A 14,879-nucleotide genomic window follows, 5' to 3' on the forward strand; every position below is an offset into this window, starting at 1 on the left:
TCGAACCAGGCCTCCAACTCGGCGGGGGCGCTCCCAGGCGGGTGCCTAGAGCCTAGCCGCGAGTTGGTCCTTAAAGGCATTGTGTTCCGGGGTTTTTAGGCCGGTCGCCGCGGTTGCTAGCACGTCTTGCATTTTCATCTCAAGGAGTGAGGAAACGTTTAGCCACAGACCTGGAAACACTTGGCTTTTGAGGGTGCAGTTTTGGTCAGCATCCAAGGATAGGTATCGGCCATCTGTCAGAAAAAACCAGTCAAGGCGCTGGTCCTCGACCTGCCATAGCACATACTCTGCAACGCCGTTGCGGCAGTAGACGCGCATTTTTTCGTGCCGATCATAAGAGGCGCTGCTGCTGGCGACCTCGACGATCAGCTCCGGCGGGCCGGCAAGATAATCGTCCTCGGTCATCCGTGATTGACCACCCGCGCGTTCGTCAATGCGCATCAGGGCATCTGGCTGCACTTCGTTAGTGGCATCAAGCCGCAGAGTGGCATTATCGGCAACTTCCACCGCAGGCAGGGCGGCGGCGTAGTAGCCGAGCCAGGTCATGATCTGGCTATGTGGGCATGCATGGTGGCGGTAGCGTAAGGGCGATGCCGTATACACAATCCCTTCGACCAATTCAGCCTTTCTTTGTCTGGGCATCGCTTGATAGCGGCGCTCAAATTCCTCGCGGGTGAGGTGGTCGCCATTTTCAAGCCAGGCGGTTGGATCATGCACGGCGACTGCTAAGCCACTTGCGTCACCAGCCGTGCTTACCCCGCCCTTATGCATAAGACTGGGAGTACTCATGCTGCATGTCTTCAATACCACATTTTGCTCTATTGAGATGTTTGGTTAGCACATCCGGCGCGACAGCGCCTGCATGGTGGCGACGTTGGTGGTCGGGTGGGCGAAACTCATTCGTTAGGATAGCGCACCATCGCAGTCTCTGATCGCCTGCGGCGTCCAAAACAACTCCATCATTCAGATGCATCAAGTTGACGGCGCGTTGCAGCGCGTCGAGCTGCAAACTTCGCCTCCACCTCAGCTGCAGGCACCAATTTGCCGGCGTTCGCTGAATCCAATCCGATTTTTACCTGGCGGAGAAACCAATCCTCATGTTCGGACGTCTCTTGATGCTGTCGCACAAACTCGCGCATGAATTCCCGAAGAAGCTGTGCCCCGTTCTGATCACAAGATTTAGCTGCCCGCGTGAATTGATCTTTAAGGACGTCATCGACTTGGAACCTAAAGGTTGCTTCGCTCATGGCTGCCCCAGCATATTCAAAAACTTAAAAAACGTATCAACAGCACTATCGTAGCGACCTTCCACTGGCCATAAATCTCCCCTCGCAACGAACCATCAACATCCCACCAGCAAGCCGCACTCCGCCGCCAGCGGCAGACCAACGCGACGGCAGAAAACGGGGACGGGTTCGGTTTTTGCGCTTAAATGAGTGCCATTCGGATCTGGGTCCTTTGATTTTTTTATTCTCAATGATCACGCCGCAGTTTAGCCAGCCAGGCTTCGATGGTGGCTGGTTCAAGTCCCCGGAGCCGGTCCTCGGGATCAAGTCCCCGGAGCCGGTCCTCGGGATCAAGTCCCCGGAGCCGATCCTCTGGATCAAGCCCCCGGAGCCGATCCTCGGGATCAAGCCCCCGGAGCCGGTCCTCGGGGTCAAACCGCTTGAGAATCGCTTCGGGATCGCTGCGGATGGCCTCGTCGATGACCATCTCGTGGGTCTCGCGCAGAAATTGTTTCATCGTGTAGGCCATGTCAGGCTCCTCGCGTCGGTAGAGTCGATACAGGTGTTCGAGCAGCTCCCAGTAGCCCTCGTCTTCCGCATGCGTGTGGCGTGCGCGGTAGTGCGCCAGCCCTTGGCGCATCCGATCTTGTTCGCTGGCAAAGAGTTCCCAGGCGGCGTTGCGCGGGTGCGGCTCAATGCGGTTGAGCACGATGACCCGCACCACCTGACCGCCCCAGGGCAGGTCATAGACGCCGTCCCAGTTGGTGGGTTGCAACGGATGCGCGTGCGTGAGCTGCTCGGGGTAGCGTGCGGCCACCGCATACAGGCCAAAGGCATCGGGCGGATAGCGCTTGCCATCGTTTGCAACCCGCTGCTTGCGGTAATTAACGTAGTGCCCGGTCAGTTCGTCAAGCACCCAGGCGGTGAGCGCTTCGTGATGGGATTTGTACGTCAGCAGGTTGTGCGCGCGCAGGTTCTCCAGGCCATCGGGCAATTCGGGCGGTTTCTGGCGAGGCGTCTCCTGGCTCGCCGATTCGATGATCGCAACATCAAGCAATTGGCTTTTTAGGGCCATTTCCAGTTCCAGCTCAACCACCCAGGGGGCCTCGGCGAAGACATCCATCAGCGCAATGCCGAAGGCCCGATGCCACTGGCGCAGCGGGTCTTTGTCTGACGAGGTGGGCGCGTCACTGTCCATGCCGTTAGTCTAGCCGATTCCCTTCCACCGTTGGCGGCTTGGGGTGGGATTTAACTAGCATTGGCGCGAGCCGTGGCTGCTGCCAGCAATGGGTTGTTCAATATTCGGCGCTTTCTCTGGAGGCGCTCTGGCGTCAGGCGCGCATCAAGCGGGGTGATTCTCAGCCATGGTACCGGTCGGTCAGCCGCTCGGCGGCGGCGATGGCTTCCCGCTCCTCATCGTGCTCCAGGTAATACCGCAGTTTGGCCTCCAGTTCCGCCATATCGCGGTAGAAGACCATTTACCGGTCGGGCTCGAACAGCTCGCGCAATTCCGGATTGTCCTTCACCAGCTGAAACGCACCGCAGCCGGCCACCTCGAAATGCCGGAGCTTGGTCTGCGGGCGCCCTTCCCCATCGGCGCTGAATGAGGTGTTGACCACGATTCGCGCCTGGTGATAAATGCTTACCAATTCATCCTGCTCGGGAAAGCCGCGATGCCGACGGTGCAGAGTCGGGTGGTGATCCCAACCCCATTGCGGTGATGATCGCCATGGCCTGCTAGTGAAATCCGGCCAGGCTGCGATCATGCTCGGTCCCCGTCCTTAATTGTCCAAAATTCGCGACAGCGCAAATGTCTCACCCCAAGTTGCATACCGTATAGTCACGCTATACCATGACGCCATGATCCGAAGTTTTCGCCACAAAGGGCTTGAAACCTTCTACCGAACAGGCAGCAAGGCTGGCATTCAACCGCACCACGCCAAACGCCTGCGCGCTCAGTTATCTGCCCTAGACGCGGCAACCTGTCCAGAAGACATGGGTTTTCCTGCTTGGCGCTTGCACCATTTGTCAGGCGAGTTTTCTGGCTTCTGGTCTATCTCCGTCAACGGGAATTGGCGCGTAATCTTTCGATTTGTTGGCGAAGAACCAGAACTCGTTGATTATCTGGACTACCATTGACTGAGGAACGACGAGTCATGAATTCTATGCATAACCCTGCCCACCCCGGCGAAATACTCAAGGATGGCTGGCCCGAAGCGGTCACCATCACAGAGGGAGCGAAACAACTCGGAGTAACACGCGCCGCTTTATCAAGAATTCTGAATGGCCATGCCAGCATCAGTGCCGACATGGCTCTACGCCTTCAAGATTGGCTTGGAATTGATGCGGCGATGTGGCTGCGCATGCAATCCGCTTATGATCTTTGGCGAGCCAAGCAGAAGCAAAATCGCCCACCGATCCAGCTGCTTAGTTCTCAAATCCACGCCCCACCACAATGATCGAACCTCCTTTCTCCATGGTTACCCTGCACCAGTGGCACACCTCTGGTAAATCGCCCATCGGTGGGCGTGACACGTTTGGCAGGCTCTTGGGCAGAAAGACGCGTCCGAACCAGGCGGCAAAGGCCCGGCGCATAGACAGTTGCTCCGGGGCCTGAAGCCACTCGAACAGGGGTTGCTGCAAAATCGCCATCGCCTGCCCTGCGTCGCGTTAGTCAACATTACCGACCCGGTGCCGTTGCCCAACTGAGAAATTGCTCGACACGTCAAGTCCCATGCCCACGCAATTTTGTCAGCGTGGCAGAACATGCTGGCGTGCATCAGCGAATGGGCCCCGGCAGCCGCAAACGCCGCGCCTATTCGCGGGTCTTTCTCGCGCGCCTGTTGGTGACGCTGAAAAGCTGCCAACGCACGCTCGAGGAACTGGTTGATGCCATCGGGCTACTGGATGAATGGGTCGCGAACGATCATGACGCGCTGCTCGCCTAGCCACCCTGCAAGGCTGATTATGTGGGGATACATCAGGGACGGGTTCGGTTTTTGCGCCTGCATGAGTGTCATTCGGATCTGGGTCCTTTGATTTTTTTATTCTCAATGATCGCGCCGCAGTTTAGCCAGCCAGGCTTCGATGGTGGCTGGATCAAGCCCCCGGAGCCGATCCTCGGGATCAAGCCCCCGGAGCCGGTCCTCGGGGTCAAACCGCTTGAGAATCGCTTCGGGATCGCTGCGGATGGCCTCGTTGATGACCATCTCGTGGGTCTCGCGCAGAAATTGTTTCATCGTGTAGGCCATGTCAGGCTCCTCGCGTCGGTAGAGTCGATACAGGTGTTCGAGCAGCTCCCAGTAGCCCTCGTCTTCCGCATGCGTGTGGCGTGCGCGGTAGTGCGCCAGCCCTTGGCGCATCCGATCTTGTTCGCTGGCAAAGAGTTCCCATGCGGCGTTGCGCGGGTGCGGTTCAATGCGGTTGAGCACGATGACCCGCACCACATGACCGCCCCAGGGCAGGTCATAGACGCCGTCCCAGTTGGTGGGTTGCAACGGATGCGCGTGCGTGAGCTGCTCGGGGTAGCGTGCGGCCACCGCATACAGGCCAAAGGCATCGGGCGGATGGCGCTTGCCATCGTTTGCAACCCGCTGCTTGCGGTAATTAACGTAGTGCCCGGTCAGTTCGTCAAGCACCCAGGCGGTGAGCGCTTCGTGATGGGATTTGTACGTCAGCAGGTTGTGCGCGCGCAGGTTCTCCAGGCCATCGGGCAATTCGGGCGGTTCCTGGCGAGGTGTCTCTTGGCCTGCCGATTCGATGATCGCAACATCAAGCAATTGGCTTTTTAGGGCCATTTCCAGTTCCAGCTCAACGACCCAGGGGGCCTCGGCGAAGACATCCATCAGCGCAATGCCGAAGGCCCGATGCCACTGGCGCAGCGGGTCTTTGTCTGACGGGGTAGGCATGTCACTGTCCATGCCGTTAGTCTAGCCGATTCCCTTCCGCCGTTGGCGGCTTGGGGTGGGATTTAACTAGCATTGGCGCGAGCCGTGGCTTCTGCCAGCAATGGGTTGTTCAATACTATGCGCTTTCTCTGGAGGCGCTCTGGGGTTAGGCGCGCGGCTAGGTCATAGAGGGGAACGAGCGTTGCGCGGCCTTGGTGCGCGTAAAGATCCCGATAGATGGCCGACCCCGAGGTTTCGGCGACAATTAGGATGATGCCGGGTTGCAGGTGCTCGATGGCCTCCGGGCCGACGATCGGCCAGTGGCGCAGGGTCTTGCCGGCCAGGCGACGGTCGGCGAAGCCAAGCAGCTGGACAGCTGTTGCCTCGGCCAGCACAGGGGTGATCTGATCAACCATCTCGCCCTAGGCGCCATAGATCAGCAAGGTCTCGCCGGTGCGCGCGAGCAAGGCCAGCAACGCGCGCAGGGGCTGAAGATAGGCGGCTTCGGTCAGAAAAGAGGCGTCAGCACTGGTGGTCAGGATCACGTCGTTCACCAAGCGGCCGGTTGGCAGCGGGTCCAGCGCGTGCAGCGCGTCCAAATCACCGCTGTGATAGGCGCGCAGCGCGGCGGCGGCCTGGTGGGCAATGTCCCGGGACGGGACATCTAAGTAATTAATTATCTTGAAAAAGCACCTTATTTGGCGCTATATTTGTAGCCGACACATTAGAGAGGAATGACCATGAAAGCGATCTATGCCGACTACACCATTAGCATGTCGGAGTTTAAACGCAACCCGGCGCAGGTGCTGCGCACTGCTGGTGAGAAGCCCGTGGCTGTGCTCAACCACAATCGCCCGGCCTTCTACATGATCACCCCCAAGCTCTTTGAGGCGCTGGTTGAAGAGGCCGCTGACCGCGACTTGGTCGAACTTGTGCGCAGCCGCCTGGCTTCCGAAGACCAAGCCATCGAGGTCGACATTGACAAAATCTGACGCTAAGAAGACCGCCGCCCGGTACCGCTTGAAGTTTGTGCCGCAGGCGCTGGCCGAGTGGGAAGCCTTGGACGGCAGCGTCAAGGAGCCGTTAAGAAAAGCCCTCAAAAAGCGTATTGAGCAACCCCATGTGCCGGGCTCCCTATTGCATGGCGACTTGCATCACTGCTACAAGATCAAACTGCGCAAACAGGGCTGGCGCCTGATCTATCGGGTCAAGGATGAAGTTTTAATCGTCATGGTGATGGCAGTCGCTAAACGTGAGGATGGTGTTGCCTATCGGCTCGCTGTCGAACGCATGGCATCGGATAAAAATTAAGCTTGGGGTGGGTTTTTACGAGCATCGGCGCGAGCCGCAGCGTGAAGGGTTTGACCTAGAAAATGAATTCGTGCCCCTTTGATTCAAAAGAATCGCGCGCTAGTCCAGATTGGCGAATAATCGACTGCAAGGTTCCAGCAGGCGTCGCCGCGTCTCCTCTGCGGGCGAGGGCGGCAACAATTGGAACAACTGGAGAGGAACAACAAGATGCCATACGTCACCTCGGTTGAACGCATTGGAATCGAGAAAGGCATGCAGCAGGGTCTGAAGAAGGGCATGCAGGAAGGCATGCAGCAGGGCATGCAGCAGGGCGCAGCCGGGGTACTCTTACAACTGATGGCCCGCCGTTTCGGCCCCCTGGATGAAGCCACCCGCGCGCGCATCGCCAAAGCCGATCCAGACAGATTACTCGAGTGGTCTGAGCGCATTCTCGACGCCCCGACGCTCAATGACGTGCTCCACTAAAAACTGGGCGAGCGGTTAGGCAGCATGACCGAGAATCCAGACAACCCCATGTCTTCGTCAACGGGCTTGTTTGAACGCTCTATCGGCCCAACGCCAAAATGGCCGGAACCCGTAGCTGCCGATTTTCGTAACATCGCCTGATCGTCTCTTCTATCGCCCGCGCGAAGGCAACCGAGGCGACCAGATAGCCATCGCAGCCCAGGCGCATAGCCTCTTCCAGGCTGATGATTTTGTGGCCGAGCAACCGCAGCCCGTGGAGTTTCGGATTACTGTCCACCACGGCGACGATGGCCAGGCCCTGCTCGCGCGCGGCTGTCAGCATGGTCAGGCCGATCTGGCCGGCGCCATAGAGCGCGACCTTGCGCAAACCCTGCTCAAGGGCGCGCTCAACCAGCGTCTGGGCGAGAAACCGATAGTCGGTATCGTTAAACAGCCGGCGCCGTTCGGCCTTAAGAAATCCTGGATACGCCGCTGTGACAACGCCTTGCGGCCAGCGCAGTTCATCGTACAGATAGCCCCAGCCGCCACGGGCGCGCTGCATGAAAGCTTCCGGCCCCAGCTCGGCCAGCAGCGCCTGGTCAGCCTCGGTGCAGATCCGACTGCGCGCGTCAGTCCCGACATTGTCCTCGAACTCCAAGCGCCCGATTGCCCGCGCTTCCGCCGCCGTCGGCAGTTCCAGCAAGCGCTCTAATTGCCGCCCCAGCGCCAAGCGGGCCGCCGGGGTGAGAAAATGCTCTGGTTTCACAAAGGCGGTCGCATGCGCCACATGCTGCCAAGCCAACGTCATGCCGCGCCGACCGCTGTCGATCAGCCGCTGTTGCGGCGGGTTTTCGACCCAATGCGCGGTGACGGGCTCGACCCGCCCTGCGGCATTTCGCCGGTAGCCGAGCGTCGTCCCGATGCCCTGAGTCAGCAACACCTCAATGACCTCATGACTGCGATTCACCAGCTGAGCGAGGCGCAGCCCTTCAGGATCAAACCCGAAAAAGCTCAGGAACCGATGCCCGTCGAGCACATGCTCCAGCGCGTTGGCCTTGGCGTGAAAAAGATAATGCGTCAGCTCCCGTTTCTCCGCCGCCTTCGGATCAGCGATGGATTGGGCCAAATTTGCCAGCGTATCGCCATTCGGACCCAGATCGACAAAACCAACGCGCGCCGCTGGCCCGAGCACCTGCTGGCTATACTCCCGCAACAGCGCACGCGCCTCGGCACTTGCGATGCGCGCCTGCTCCTGCACCGGCGCCGAACTAACCCAAGCAGAAAACGCCGGATCGCTCACCAGATCACGCAGCCGCTCATCCAGCCGCCCGACCAGTGCGCCGTCCGGGAGCGGCAGGCGCAGTTCCCTGATCAGATCGCGCAGCCGAAAATGCCGCCTACGCACATAATGATCGAGCGCCCGCGCATCCAGCGCCTCCATCGCGGGCACGAAAGCCGCGCGTCGGGACACATAAAAATCCACAACCGGAATCGGATGCCCCAGATGCTGACCCGCAGCGCGCAGCAAAGGCCCAAACACAGTCGCCTCCCGCATCACAGGACAGAGCAACTCGAGCCGGCGCGCAATCGCATCTTGCATCACCCAGAGCGCGAAGAAGGCCAAGGGCGGCCCAAGCACCATCGCGCCAAGGTCGAACAAGGCCACCCCATCGGGATCGGCAGTAACGTCAGGCGATGCCGCCGGCAGAGAACCAAGCCCCCGCGCGGCACGCGACACATCGCCGTTAGATTGGGACATCCCCAGCAGCGCCTCGCGTTCGCGCCAATCGCCTTGGTTGGCAGCGACCGAAAAATGACGGGCATGCAAACCAAGCGCCCGAGGTTGCAGCACATCGCTGCTCAGATTGTCCCCAATGTGCAGAATCTCATCGGGTTTGATGGGCGCGACCTGATCGAGCAATACACCGAAAAGCGCCCCATCCGTCTTACTCTTGCAGTGTTCATTCGACAGCACCAGCGCCGGAAAAGCATCCCCCGAAATGCCGGCTTTCGCGAGCAAGCGGATGATGAACGCGCGGGAAAAGTAGGTATCCGAAGTCAGGCAGAGCGAAATGCCTCGCGCCCCGGCTGTTATCAGAAAATCGCGCGTATAAGGGTTTGGGAAACTCAGCGCGTACTCGACTTCGAGCTCAAGCTCCAGCAGTCGCCCCGGTTCCGGCAGCGTAGGCGGTGCCTCGGCCCAGATGTGCTCAAGCGTCACCTCACTCGACCCGGTCTCCGAGCGCGCCCGCTGTCGCGCCCGGCGCTGCATGCGCACGCGCAATTCCGCGAAGCCATGCGGATCAAGCGGCGGGGCGAGCAAGCCCTCGGAGATGGCCTGCTCCCCCAAATAAAGGAAGACATCGCGCGGGTCGCCCACCGCGCGATGCAACAAGGTATCGAAAATATCGAGCGAAATCAGTCGGCAGGCAGGGGGGATCTGGCCGCAGAAAGTAGCATCACACCAGCTCATTCGTCATCCACACCAAAGCCGCCCTTTCAGTTTGGTCCGTCTAGGTTTAAGCGGGCAGCAATGAGCCAATCAGGAATCCCCTGCGCCAAGCGGCCAAAAGCTCGAATAACTCACTTGCTCGTAAGTCCACGGACACTTCTCAGGAAATACCTCCGGGCCAAGGCCCGTTTCGCGCACCGCACCCGTCACAGCATAACTATAGGCGGTTTCGATCAACTCCGGTAACTTCGCAACCAGCCCGGGATCTTCCGAAAGATGCCCGGCAATTCGTCTGCGCTGCTCAATAATCGTATTAACCTTAGCCGAATGAACCGTCAAACTACCGATTGGCTAGCAATACGCGCCACAATTCTACTAGATATTTTGAATTACGAATTGGCGCAAATTCACCATTTAGCAGGGAACTAGCCCGCGACAGCATCTGCTCTCGCACCGACACTTCCGATAACAATGCGTCACTAAGACAACTCATGAGCGAAGAAAGAGAACCTGGGGCAGCAAGCCAACCGGTTTCACCATGTCTTATCAAATCCGGTATGCTTGCAACCGATGTTGTCAAAACAGGCACGCCCGCAGCGAGCGATTCGATCAATACAGTCGGCAGGCCGTCCGAATCATTTTTTCCGTCAATTCGGCACGGCAAAACAAACAAGTCTGAATATTTCAACACCTCAGCAATTTCCTTCCGCGTCTTGAATTTACGCTCAATATGAATCCTAGAGTCTCCCTCCGCCAGTGAACGATACTGTTCATATAGCCGACCTTCGCCCACAACATGCAGGCGAAGATCGCTGTCACTCACTGCGCGAAATGCACGGATAATAAGATCAAAGCCCTTTTTCTCAACATACCGGCCCACTGCAATAATTCTCTTAATTCTTGGCGCAAGCTTCTTCCGATCTGAGTTAAAATAACGTGCCCAATCTGTCACATTTCTAACGAGATGTACAGATTCGGGTGGCACGCCTTGACGTATTAGAAAGCAATGGTGATAGTAACCCAAAGCAAACACTGCAAGACAATACGGACTACGGCCAATTTTTTTAATTCGATTTGCGCGCTGATAGTCTTGTCTGAAAATATCGTAAGCATGGGGCTTAACAGTAAACGGAATTTCTAGCGACTCGCAAATATTTGCTACCATCGCCGCGCAATGCGGCTCGACAAAATGAGTGTGAATAATATCTGGCCGAAATCCCTCAACACACTCTTTTAAGGTTACCCATTTACCCCTTAGTCCACTAGCACTGAAGGCACTTTTGGAAACTGAAGGTACAGCAAGAACTATAACCTCGACACCCAGATTGCGGACAGCCTCAATTTCGTCTTTTACAAAGGTTTGGCTCGTTACTGGATATTCGTGCAGGATGTAAGCCACTCGTAAAGCCGTCTGGGATTGTGCATCGCCTGTGACCTGTCGCTGCCTAGCTACAACACTAATTGGCTGGGTTCTACTAATGTTAATCTTTTCTAAAAGAACTCCGTCAATTTCTATTTTGCTCTCAAAGATCCCCATATCGATAAGTTGCTCTCGAATAGAGTCCCAGTAAACGCTAGCGACCAGGATTTGATCAAAATCCATTGAAAAAACCACCTCGGGAGAAACAATCTCATGCCCGCATATGTATTCTCCCCACTTACAAGAATCATTATCGCATACTGCCACAACCTTAGACTCTTTATCCAAACGCCCAAACAGGTCGAGCCCGCCACCTCCGGCACCAAATACGACTATTTTCTTTATCGACACTAGCGCTTCCATCCCAGCAGAATTCGCTCTCTTGGCAACAACCCATGGAGTTCTGCGACGCCAACGCTAGGAGAAACAACTTCCATCGAAAAGCCCGCTAATCTGCAAAGTTCTATAAAGTCTCGACCGTAAATTCTCAAGTGGTCAAACTGCCCGAACCGTTTCTCTCGCTCTTCTGGTTGAATTGGGCCGAGGTCTTCATCTGTATATTCTGCATTCTCATTCATTGGTACATTTATTAAAGCCCACCCCTCCGGCTTAAGTACCCGAAACAACTCATTAAGGGCTCCAACGTCATCTTTAACATGCTCGAGAACATGAACACATAGGATTCCATCAAAACTTTCGTACCCAAAAGGCATTTGTTCGATGTTCATTTGCACATTCACTTCGCTCGAAGACAAATCAGCCGATACATGCAGCAAATTATATTCGGTTTTAATCACAGCAGATAGAGCTCTTGTAGGCGCAATATCAAGAAGATTGCAATCGTCCGTCAAAAGTCGGCGCTCTTGAATGTAATACCAAATCAAGCGGTGTCTTTCAACACAGCCGCAATGCGGGCACCGCGCATTTTTTCTTGGCTTTACACCGAACGCTCGAAACTCCTCCGCTTCAAACCCACACAATGGGCAAACAATCTTCTTGGCAATTTTGCCGAAATCTCTCTTGTTGTATTGCATATCGGTAGCTCAAATATAAATAACCTCTGGGGGAGGTCGCCCTTCTGGCCAAGCCCTTACAATTTCGTTATATATTTCCTCCCCGAACTCGGCCGAGGCTACTATAAATCTTTTTTCTCCCATTTCTATTGCATCCGACAAAGTAACGACAGAATAACCATTGACGATAAATGATTCTCCTGAAGCTCTGCTATCAACTACACTGCTAATGATCAACCCGGCATCCAGTAATTGGGGAAGTATCTCCCTAAAATAGCGCCCGGCGCCGCATATAACTGCAGATGTCCAACCGCTCTCTCGAACAGCATCAAGAAGTTTTTCCCTCCCTGGCGCCCTATCAAAATCAGGGCTCTTTCTCCGAAAAGCCTCTCGCATGCTGCGCACAGCAAATGTCAGACGAATTTTCCCTCTCATCAAAGCAAGAGCTATTGGAATTAATGCTGCAGTGAAGCCGTGATTAAAACCCAAAGTAATAAATATTTTATGTCGCTTAAGATATCCTTCGAATGAAAATGTCGAAGGCCACTCTTGTTCATTCGCCCACGCTAACGATTGGCGCGCATCAAAATTTCTTGAAATTCGATCCGGATAGAATTGATTGTCCCAGATATACAATGGGTCCCGCACCATCAAAAAAGTTGTTCCAGCCTTCTCTAACCGAATACAAAAATCGTAGTCTTGATGCCTCCGGATTTCCCGAAATCGTACTTCTCGCGCAAGGTCTCGCGCAAGCAAAAGACCACTCGTCTGAATAAATCCGTCCCTACAGAACATATAGTCTAACACTGGCTCCCCTTGTGCGATCTCCCAATATGGAACAACATCCGCGCATTCTGAACCCTCCCACTTAATTGCCCGACAATAAACTGCAACACGTGAGGGATTCTGAGAGGCAAGGATGCAACTTACCTGTTGTTCAATCTTCGACGGAAACCATACATCATCGCTGTCAAGGAAGGCCACTATTTCCCCCTGAGCCGCGTCAATACCGATATTTCGAGCGCTTCCACCACCTTGATTACATTTAAGCCGGATTAGTCGGACCCTTCCATCCTTCCTGATAATCCGCTCTACCTTCCAAGTGGTATCATCAGTGGAAGCATCATCAATTACGATAACCTCAATTTCCTGATACGTCTGCGACAGCACGCTAGCGACGGCAGCATCAATTGATCGTTCACGATTATATGCAGGGACGATTACTGAAACAACCGGCTTTGAAAATTCAATTCCCATTGCGCAATGCGCTCCAAACTGACTCACCTTGCCGTTGACACATCACGTCCCAATAACCATTGGGAGTCAACGCAATGCCTGTCATGTGCCATTCAGTCAATAATAGCTCGTTAACTGCACGCACTACGCCATATGCGATGGCACTTGTAGGAGACCAAAGAGTATAATCATTAAAAATCAAACACCCTTTTTGCTGCAGCTTCTCAACAGCCATTTCAATATCCTTTGCAACACCAGAATAGCTATGGTCACCATCAATGTAAATGAGGTCAAATGATTCAGATGGTAGCTTTCCAAGATTTGACGATGAATCCCCTTGATGGAAAACAACCTGCGGTGACTTTAAAAGATTTTCTCGGACTTTGGTAAAGTCGATATCAAAAAGATGTAGTAATGTTGGATTTAGGGTATCTAACAAAAACTCTGCCCAATCCCCTCTGTCTGTTCCCACTTCAGCAATTATTGGCATTCTTGATACTGCGGCTACTTTCCATAATAAAGCTTCTCTATTGGGAAATACCTTAGCACCATGAAGCGCTTCTTCCGGCACCAAAGGAGCATTAATATCGAGGAAAAACCGACAATTCATTTTATATGTTTCACGGTAACTTTTCAGTGCCTGTCGAAACTGACGAAGACGCTGGCTTACCATTTCTCTCGCTGACACCTTGTCGACATGATTTGTCACTGCACACTCTCCTAGGGCTTCTGGCTCATGGCTGATTTAAAAACTTTTTTTTCACCACACTGAACTTAGCCTTAAAATTTAAAGATTAGTCAAATAGCAGCATTTCAAACAAGATTGCGGATAGTAACCTGTTGCCTGTACGTGCTTTTCTATTTCAACCAAAAACTTTGTCCGGCCCTCACTTTCCCACAAATGTCGTAGTGAATTCATAGAGAGATTCCCTAGCAAACGATATTTGCAAAAGAACAAATTGCCCTTATGGTTAATTTTAACTTCTCTGTAAATGTTTTTGCAAACAACGCGATCAGCATCTAAACCTTGCCTAGCTAATTCTTGGTCGTCAGCAATGAAAGCACGTACTGACTCTTCAAATGCAGGTTCCTCCGAATAAGGGGGAAGTTTCACTTCCGGATGATATAAATTTATAAGACGAAGCTGTTCTCTTAGCAAGAGCTTATCTGATTTCGATAATAGACTATTATCAACTAAAGGCGCGAACCGCAGGGGAACATTTTGCTCTGCAAAAAAATCAGCAATTTGCAACATACTTGAGATATTCTCTGAGCACACCACGCAGCTCACAAACATATTTACGTCAGGTTTTGCATCTTGTAAGGCTTTGATCCCTGAAATAACTCTATCAAATACGTTTGCCCCAACGAGCTGATTATGAACAGGGCCGAGGCCGTGAACAGATACGCAGATCCATTCGAAATTGACGAGGTGCTCGCAAAAGTTCAAAAGACGAACGCCATTCGTAACGAGCGACATATTGAATCCACGAGCTATAAGCTCACGTACAAGATCTCGGAATCTACGATAGACAGTGGGCTCCCCGGCTCCTACGAGCCGTATGTTCACTAACTCCGGCGAGGTATAGACTTCAAATTGTCCTAAATACCACTCCAACGATTGTCCTTCGCCTTTGCCAAACTCACCTACACAACAAAATTTACACTGCAGGTTACAGGTATTAGTCAGCTCTAGATGCACAGAAGTTGGAAGGCTGGAGATTTGCATATTCATCATTTTACCTGTCAGTATGGCCACTAAACTAGCATGGTGAAATCACTACTTTTATCTAACCAAGCAACGCCTTCACAAGTATCTCTCTTGCAGAATTAGTTCAATGGTGAAGTTGATATCTATTGCTTTCGTGCATTATCTTGGCCGATTTTCTC

19 protein-coding genes and 1 pseudogene are annotated in these 14,879 nt (G+C 54.1%); 6 read left to right on the forward strand and 14 right to left on the reverse strand.

Annotation, left to right across the window (positions count from 1 at the left end; translation table 11 throughout):
• Positions 1 to 45: 45 nt before the first annotated feature.
• The 4 genes and pseudogenes from Thiosp_RS19645 to Thiosp_RS19660 form a co-directional block, all read right to left on the reverse strand.
• Positions 46 to 717: a Uma2 family endonuclease gene (locus Thiosp_RS19645; RefSeq protein ID WP_323696636.1), complete on the reverse strand. Its 672-nt coding sequence runs from the start codon at positions 715 to 717 to the stop codon at positions 46 to 48.
• A gap of 242 nt (positions 718 to 959) precedes the next feature.
• On the reverse strand, positions 960 to 1,247 hold the full coding sequence (locus Thiosp_RS19650) for a hypothetical protein (protein ID WP_323696637.1): 288 nt from the start codon (positions 1,245 to 1,247) through the stop codon (positions 960 to 962).
• A gap of 226 nt (positions 1,248 to 1,473) precedes the next feature.
• Positions 1,474 to 2,424, reverse strand: coding sequence for a hypothetical protein (locus Thiosp_RS19655; RefSeq protein ID WP_323696638.1), 951 nt, complete (start codon positions 2,422 to 2,424; stop codon positions 1,474 to 1,476).
• Positions 2,425 to 2,584: 160 nt separating this feature from the next.
• Positions 2,585 to 2,992, reverse strand: a pseudogene (locus Thiosp_RS19660) (glycosyltransferase family protein).
• A gap of 94 nt (positions 2,993 to 3,086) precedes the next feature.
• Between Thiosp_RS19660 and Thiosp_RS19665 the strand changes: the two are divergent.
• From Thiosp_RS19665 to Thiosp_RS19675, 3 genes are all read left to right on the forward strand, one after another.
• Positions 3,087 to 3,365 (forward strand): type II toxin-antitoxin system RelE/ParE family toxin, encoded by a 279-nt coding sequence (locus Thiosp_RS19665; protein ID WP_323696639.1) that lies wholly within the window; start codon positions 3,087 to 3,089, stop codon positions 3,363 to 3,365.
• Between the two features lie 17 nt (positions 3,366 to 3,382).
• Positions 3,383 to 3,685, forward strand: a complete 303-nt coding sequence (locus tag Thiosp_RS19670; protein ID WP_323696640.1) for a HigA family addiction module antitoxin — start codon at positions 3,383 to 3,385, stop codon at positions 3,683 to 3,685.
• Positions 3,686 to 4,000: 315 nt separating this feature from the next.
• Positions 4,001 to 4,174 carry a hypothetical protein gene (locus Thiosp_RS19675; protein WP_323696641.1) on the forward strand — a complete coding sequence of 58 codons (174 nt, stop codon included), beginning with the start codon at positions 4,001 to 4,003 and terminating at the stop codon, positions 4,172 to 4,174.
• 102 nt (positions 4,175 to 4,276) lie between these two features.
• Here the strand turns inward: Thiosp_RS19675 and Thiosp_RS19680 are convergent, their stop codons facing one another.
• Genes Thiosp_RS19680 through Thiosp_RS19690 form a run of 3 tightly spaced genes read right to left on the reverse strand, consistent with a single transcriptional unit; the run spans position 4,277 to position 5,712 of the window.
• A complete protein-coding gene (locus Thiosp_RS19680) occupies positions 4,277 to 5,146 on the reverse strand; it encodes a hypothetical protein (RefSeq protein WP_323696642.1) in 870 nt (289 codons plus the stop codon).
• A 50-nt stretch (positions 5,147 to 5,196) separates the two neighbouring features.
• Positions 5,197 to 5,529 (reverse strand): hypothetical protein, encoded by a 333-nt coding sequence (locus tag Thiosp_RS19685; protein ID WP_323696643.1) that lies wholly within the window; start codon positions 5,527 to 5,529, stop codon positions 5,197 to 5,199.
• A 6-nt stretch (positions 5,530 to 5,535) separates the two neighbouring features.
• The gene (locus Thiosp_RS19690; RefSeq protein ID WP_323696644.1) at positions 5,536 to 5,712 is read right to left on the reverse strand and encodes a hypothetical protein; all 177 of its coding nucleotides are present in this window, start codon (positions 5,710 to 5,712) and stop codon (positions 5,536 to 5,538) included.
• 141 nt (positions 5,713 to 5,853) lie between these two features.
• Between Thiosp_RS19690 and Thiosp_RS19695 the strand changes: the two genes are divergently transcribed.
• The 3 genes from Thiosp_RS19695 to Thiosp_RS19705 all read left to right on the forward strand — a co-directional run bounded on the left by Thiosp_RS19695 (position 5,854) and on the right by Thiosp_RS19705 (position 6,889).
• Complete coding sequence (locus tag Thiosp_RS19695; protein ID WP_323696645.1) at positions 5,854 to 6,105, forward strand: type II toxin-antitoxin system prevent-host-death family antitoxin; 252 nt, start codon at positions 5,854 to 5,856, stop codon at positions 6,103 to 6,105.
• On the forward strand, positions 6,092 to 6,424 hold the full coding sequence (locus tag Thiosp_RS19700) for a type II toxin-antitoxin system RelE family toxin (protein WP_323696646.1): 333 nt from the start codon (positions 6,092 to 6,094) through the stop codon (positions 6,422 to 6,424). The genes Thiosp_RS19695 and Thiosp_RS19700 overlap by 14 nt, the downstream gene beginning before the upstream one ends.
• 207 nt (positions 6,425 to 6,631) lie before the next feature.
• On the forward strand, positions 6,632 to 6,889 hold the full coding sequence (locus tag Thiosp_RS19705) for a DUF4351 domain-containing protein (RefSeq protein ID WP_323696647.1): 258 nt from the start codon (positions 6,632 to 6,634) through the stop codon (positions 6,887 to 6,889).
• A 79-nt stretch (positions 6,890 to 6,968) separates the two neighbouring features.
• Here Thiosp_RS19705 and Thiosp_RS19710 read toward each other — a convergent pair whose 3' ends face one another.
• From Thiosp_RS19710 to Thiosp_RS19735, 7 genes are all read right to left on the reverse strand, one after another.
• A complete protein-coding gene (locus Thiosp_RS19710; RefSeq protein WP_323696648.1) occupies positions 6,969 to 9,341 on the reverse strand; it encodes a hypothetical protein in 2,373 nt (790 codons plus the stop codon).
• 69 nt (positions 9,342 to 9,410) lie between these two features.
• Positions 9,411 to 9,659 (reverse strand): DUF29 family protein, encoded by a 249-nt coding sequence (locus tag Thiosp_RS24830; protein WP_407702741.1) that lies wholly within the window; start codon positions 9,657 to 9,659, stop codon positions 9,411 to 9,413.
• Position 9,660: 1 nt separating this feature from the next.
• The gene (locus Thiosp_RS19715; protein ID WP_323696649.1) at positions 9,661 to 11,103 is read right to left on the reverse strand and encodes a glycosyltransferase family 4 protein; all 1,443 of its coding nucleotides are present in this window, start codon (positions 11,101 to 11,103) and stop codon (positions 9,661 to 9,663) included.
• Positions 11,091 to 11,774: a methyltransferase domain-containing protein gene (locus Thiosp_RS19720; protein ID WP_323696650.1), complete on the reverse strand. Its 684-nt coding sequence runs from the start codon at positions 11,772 to 11,774 to the stop codon at positions 11,091 to 11,093. The genes Thiosp_RS19715 and Thiosp_RS19720 overlap by 13 nt, the downstream gene beginning before the upstream one ends.
• 9 nt (positions 11,775 to 11,783) lie before the next feature.
• On the reverse strand, positions 11,784 to 13,010 hold the full coding sequence (locus Thiosp_RS19725) for a glycosyltransferase family 2 protein (protein ID WP_323696651.1): 1,227 nt from the start codon (positions 13,008 to 13,010) through the stop codon (positions 11,784 to 11,786).
• A complete protein-coding gene (locus tag Thiosp_RS19730; RefSeq protein ID WP_323696652.1) occupies positions 13,000 to 13,698 on the reverse strand; it encodes a class I SAM-dependent methyltransferase in 699 nt (232 codons plus the stop codon). The genes Thiosp_RS19725 and Thiosp_RS19730 overlap by 11 nt, the downstream gene beginning before the upstream one ends.
• A 78-nt stretch (positions 13,699 to 13,776) precedes the next feature.
• Entirely contained in the window at positions 13,777 to 14,748 is a 972-nt protein-coding gene (locus tag Thiosp_RS19735) for a radical SAM protein (RefSeq protein WP_323696653.1), read from the reverse strand.
• Between the last annotated feature and the right edge of the window lie 131 nt (positions 14,749 to 14,879).

This window comes from Thiorhodovibrio litoralis (assembly GCF_033954455.1).
In the GTDB taxonomy this organism is placed as follows: Bacteria; Pseudomonadota; Gammaproteobacteria; order Chromatiales; family Chromatiaceae; genus Thiorhodovibrio; species Thiorhodovibrio litoralis.

What these genes read in the sequence shown, in the direction of transcription:
- Thiosp_RS19715 (WP_323696649.1), bottom strand. Translation starts at nt 11,103, where the DNA reads ATGGAAGCGCTAGTGTCGATAAAGAAAATAGTCGTATTTGGTGCCGGA.
- Thiosp_RS19695 (WP_323696645.1), top strand. Translation starts at nt 5,854, where the DNA reads ATGAAAGCGATCTATGCCGACTACACCATTAGCATGTCGGAGTTTAAA.
- Thiosp_RS19710 (WP_323696648.1), bottom strand. Translation starts at nt 9,341, where the DNA reads ATGAGCTGGTGTGATGCTACTTTCTGCGGCCAGATCCCCCCTGCCTGC.
- Thiosp_RS19720 (WP_323696650.1), bottom strand. Translation starts at nt 11,774, where the DNA reads ATGCAATACAACAAGAGAGATTTCGGCAAAATTGCCAAGAAGATTGTT.
- Thiosp_RS19665 (WP_323696639.1), top strand. Translation starts at nt 3,087, where the DNA reads ATGATCCGAAGTTTTCGCCACAAAGGGCTTGAAACCTTCTACCGAACA.
- Thiosp_RS19670 (WP_323696640.1), top strand. Translation starts at nt 3,383, where the DNA reads ATGAATTCTATGCATAACCCTGCCCACCCCGGCGAAATACTCAAGGAT.
- Thiosp_RS19685 (WP_323696643.1), bottom strand. Translation starts at nt 5,529, where the DNA reads ATGGTTGATCAGATCACCCCTGTGCTGGCCGAGGCAACAGCTGTCCAG.
- Thiosp_RS19680 (WP_323696642.1), bottom strand. Translation starts at nt 5,146, where the DNA reads ATGGACAGTGACATGCCTACCCCGTCAGACAAAGACCCGCTGCGCCAG.
- Thiosp_RS19705 (WP_323696647.1), top strand. Translation starts at nt 6,632, where the DNA reads ATGCCATACGTCACCTCGGTTGAACGCATTGGAATCGAGAAAGGCATG.
- Thiosp_RS19655 (WP_323696638.1), bottom strand. Translation starts at nt 2,424, where the DNA reads ATGGACAGTGACGCGCCCACCTCGTCAGACAAAGACCCGCTGCGCCAG.
- Thiosp_RS19650 (WP_323696637.1), bottom strand. Translation starts at nt 1,247, where the DNA reads ATGAGCGAAGCAACCTTTAGGTTCCAAGTCGATGACGTCCTTAAAGAT.
- Thiosp_RS19725 (WP_323696651.1), bottom strand. Translation starts at nt 13,010, where the DNA reads ATGGGAATTGAATTTTCAAAGCCGGTTGTTTCAGTAATCGTCCCTGCA.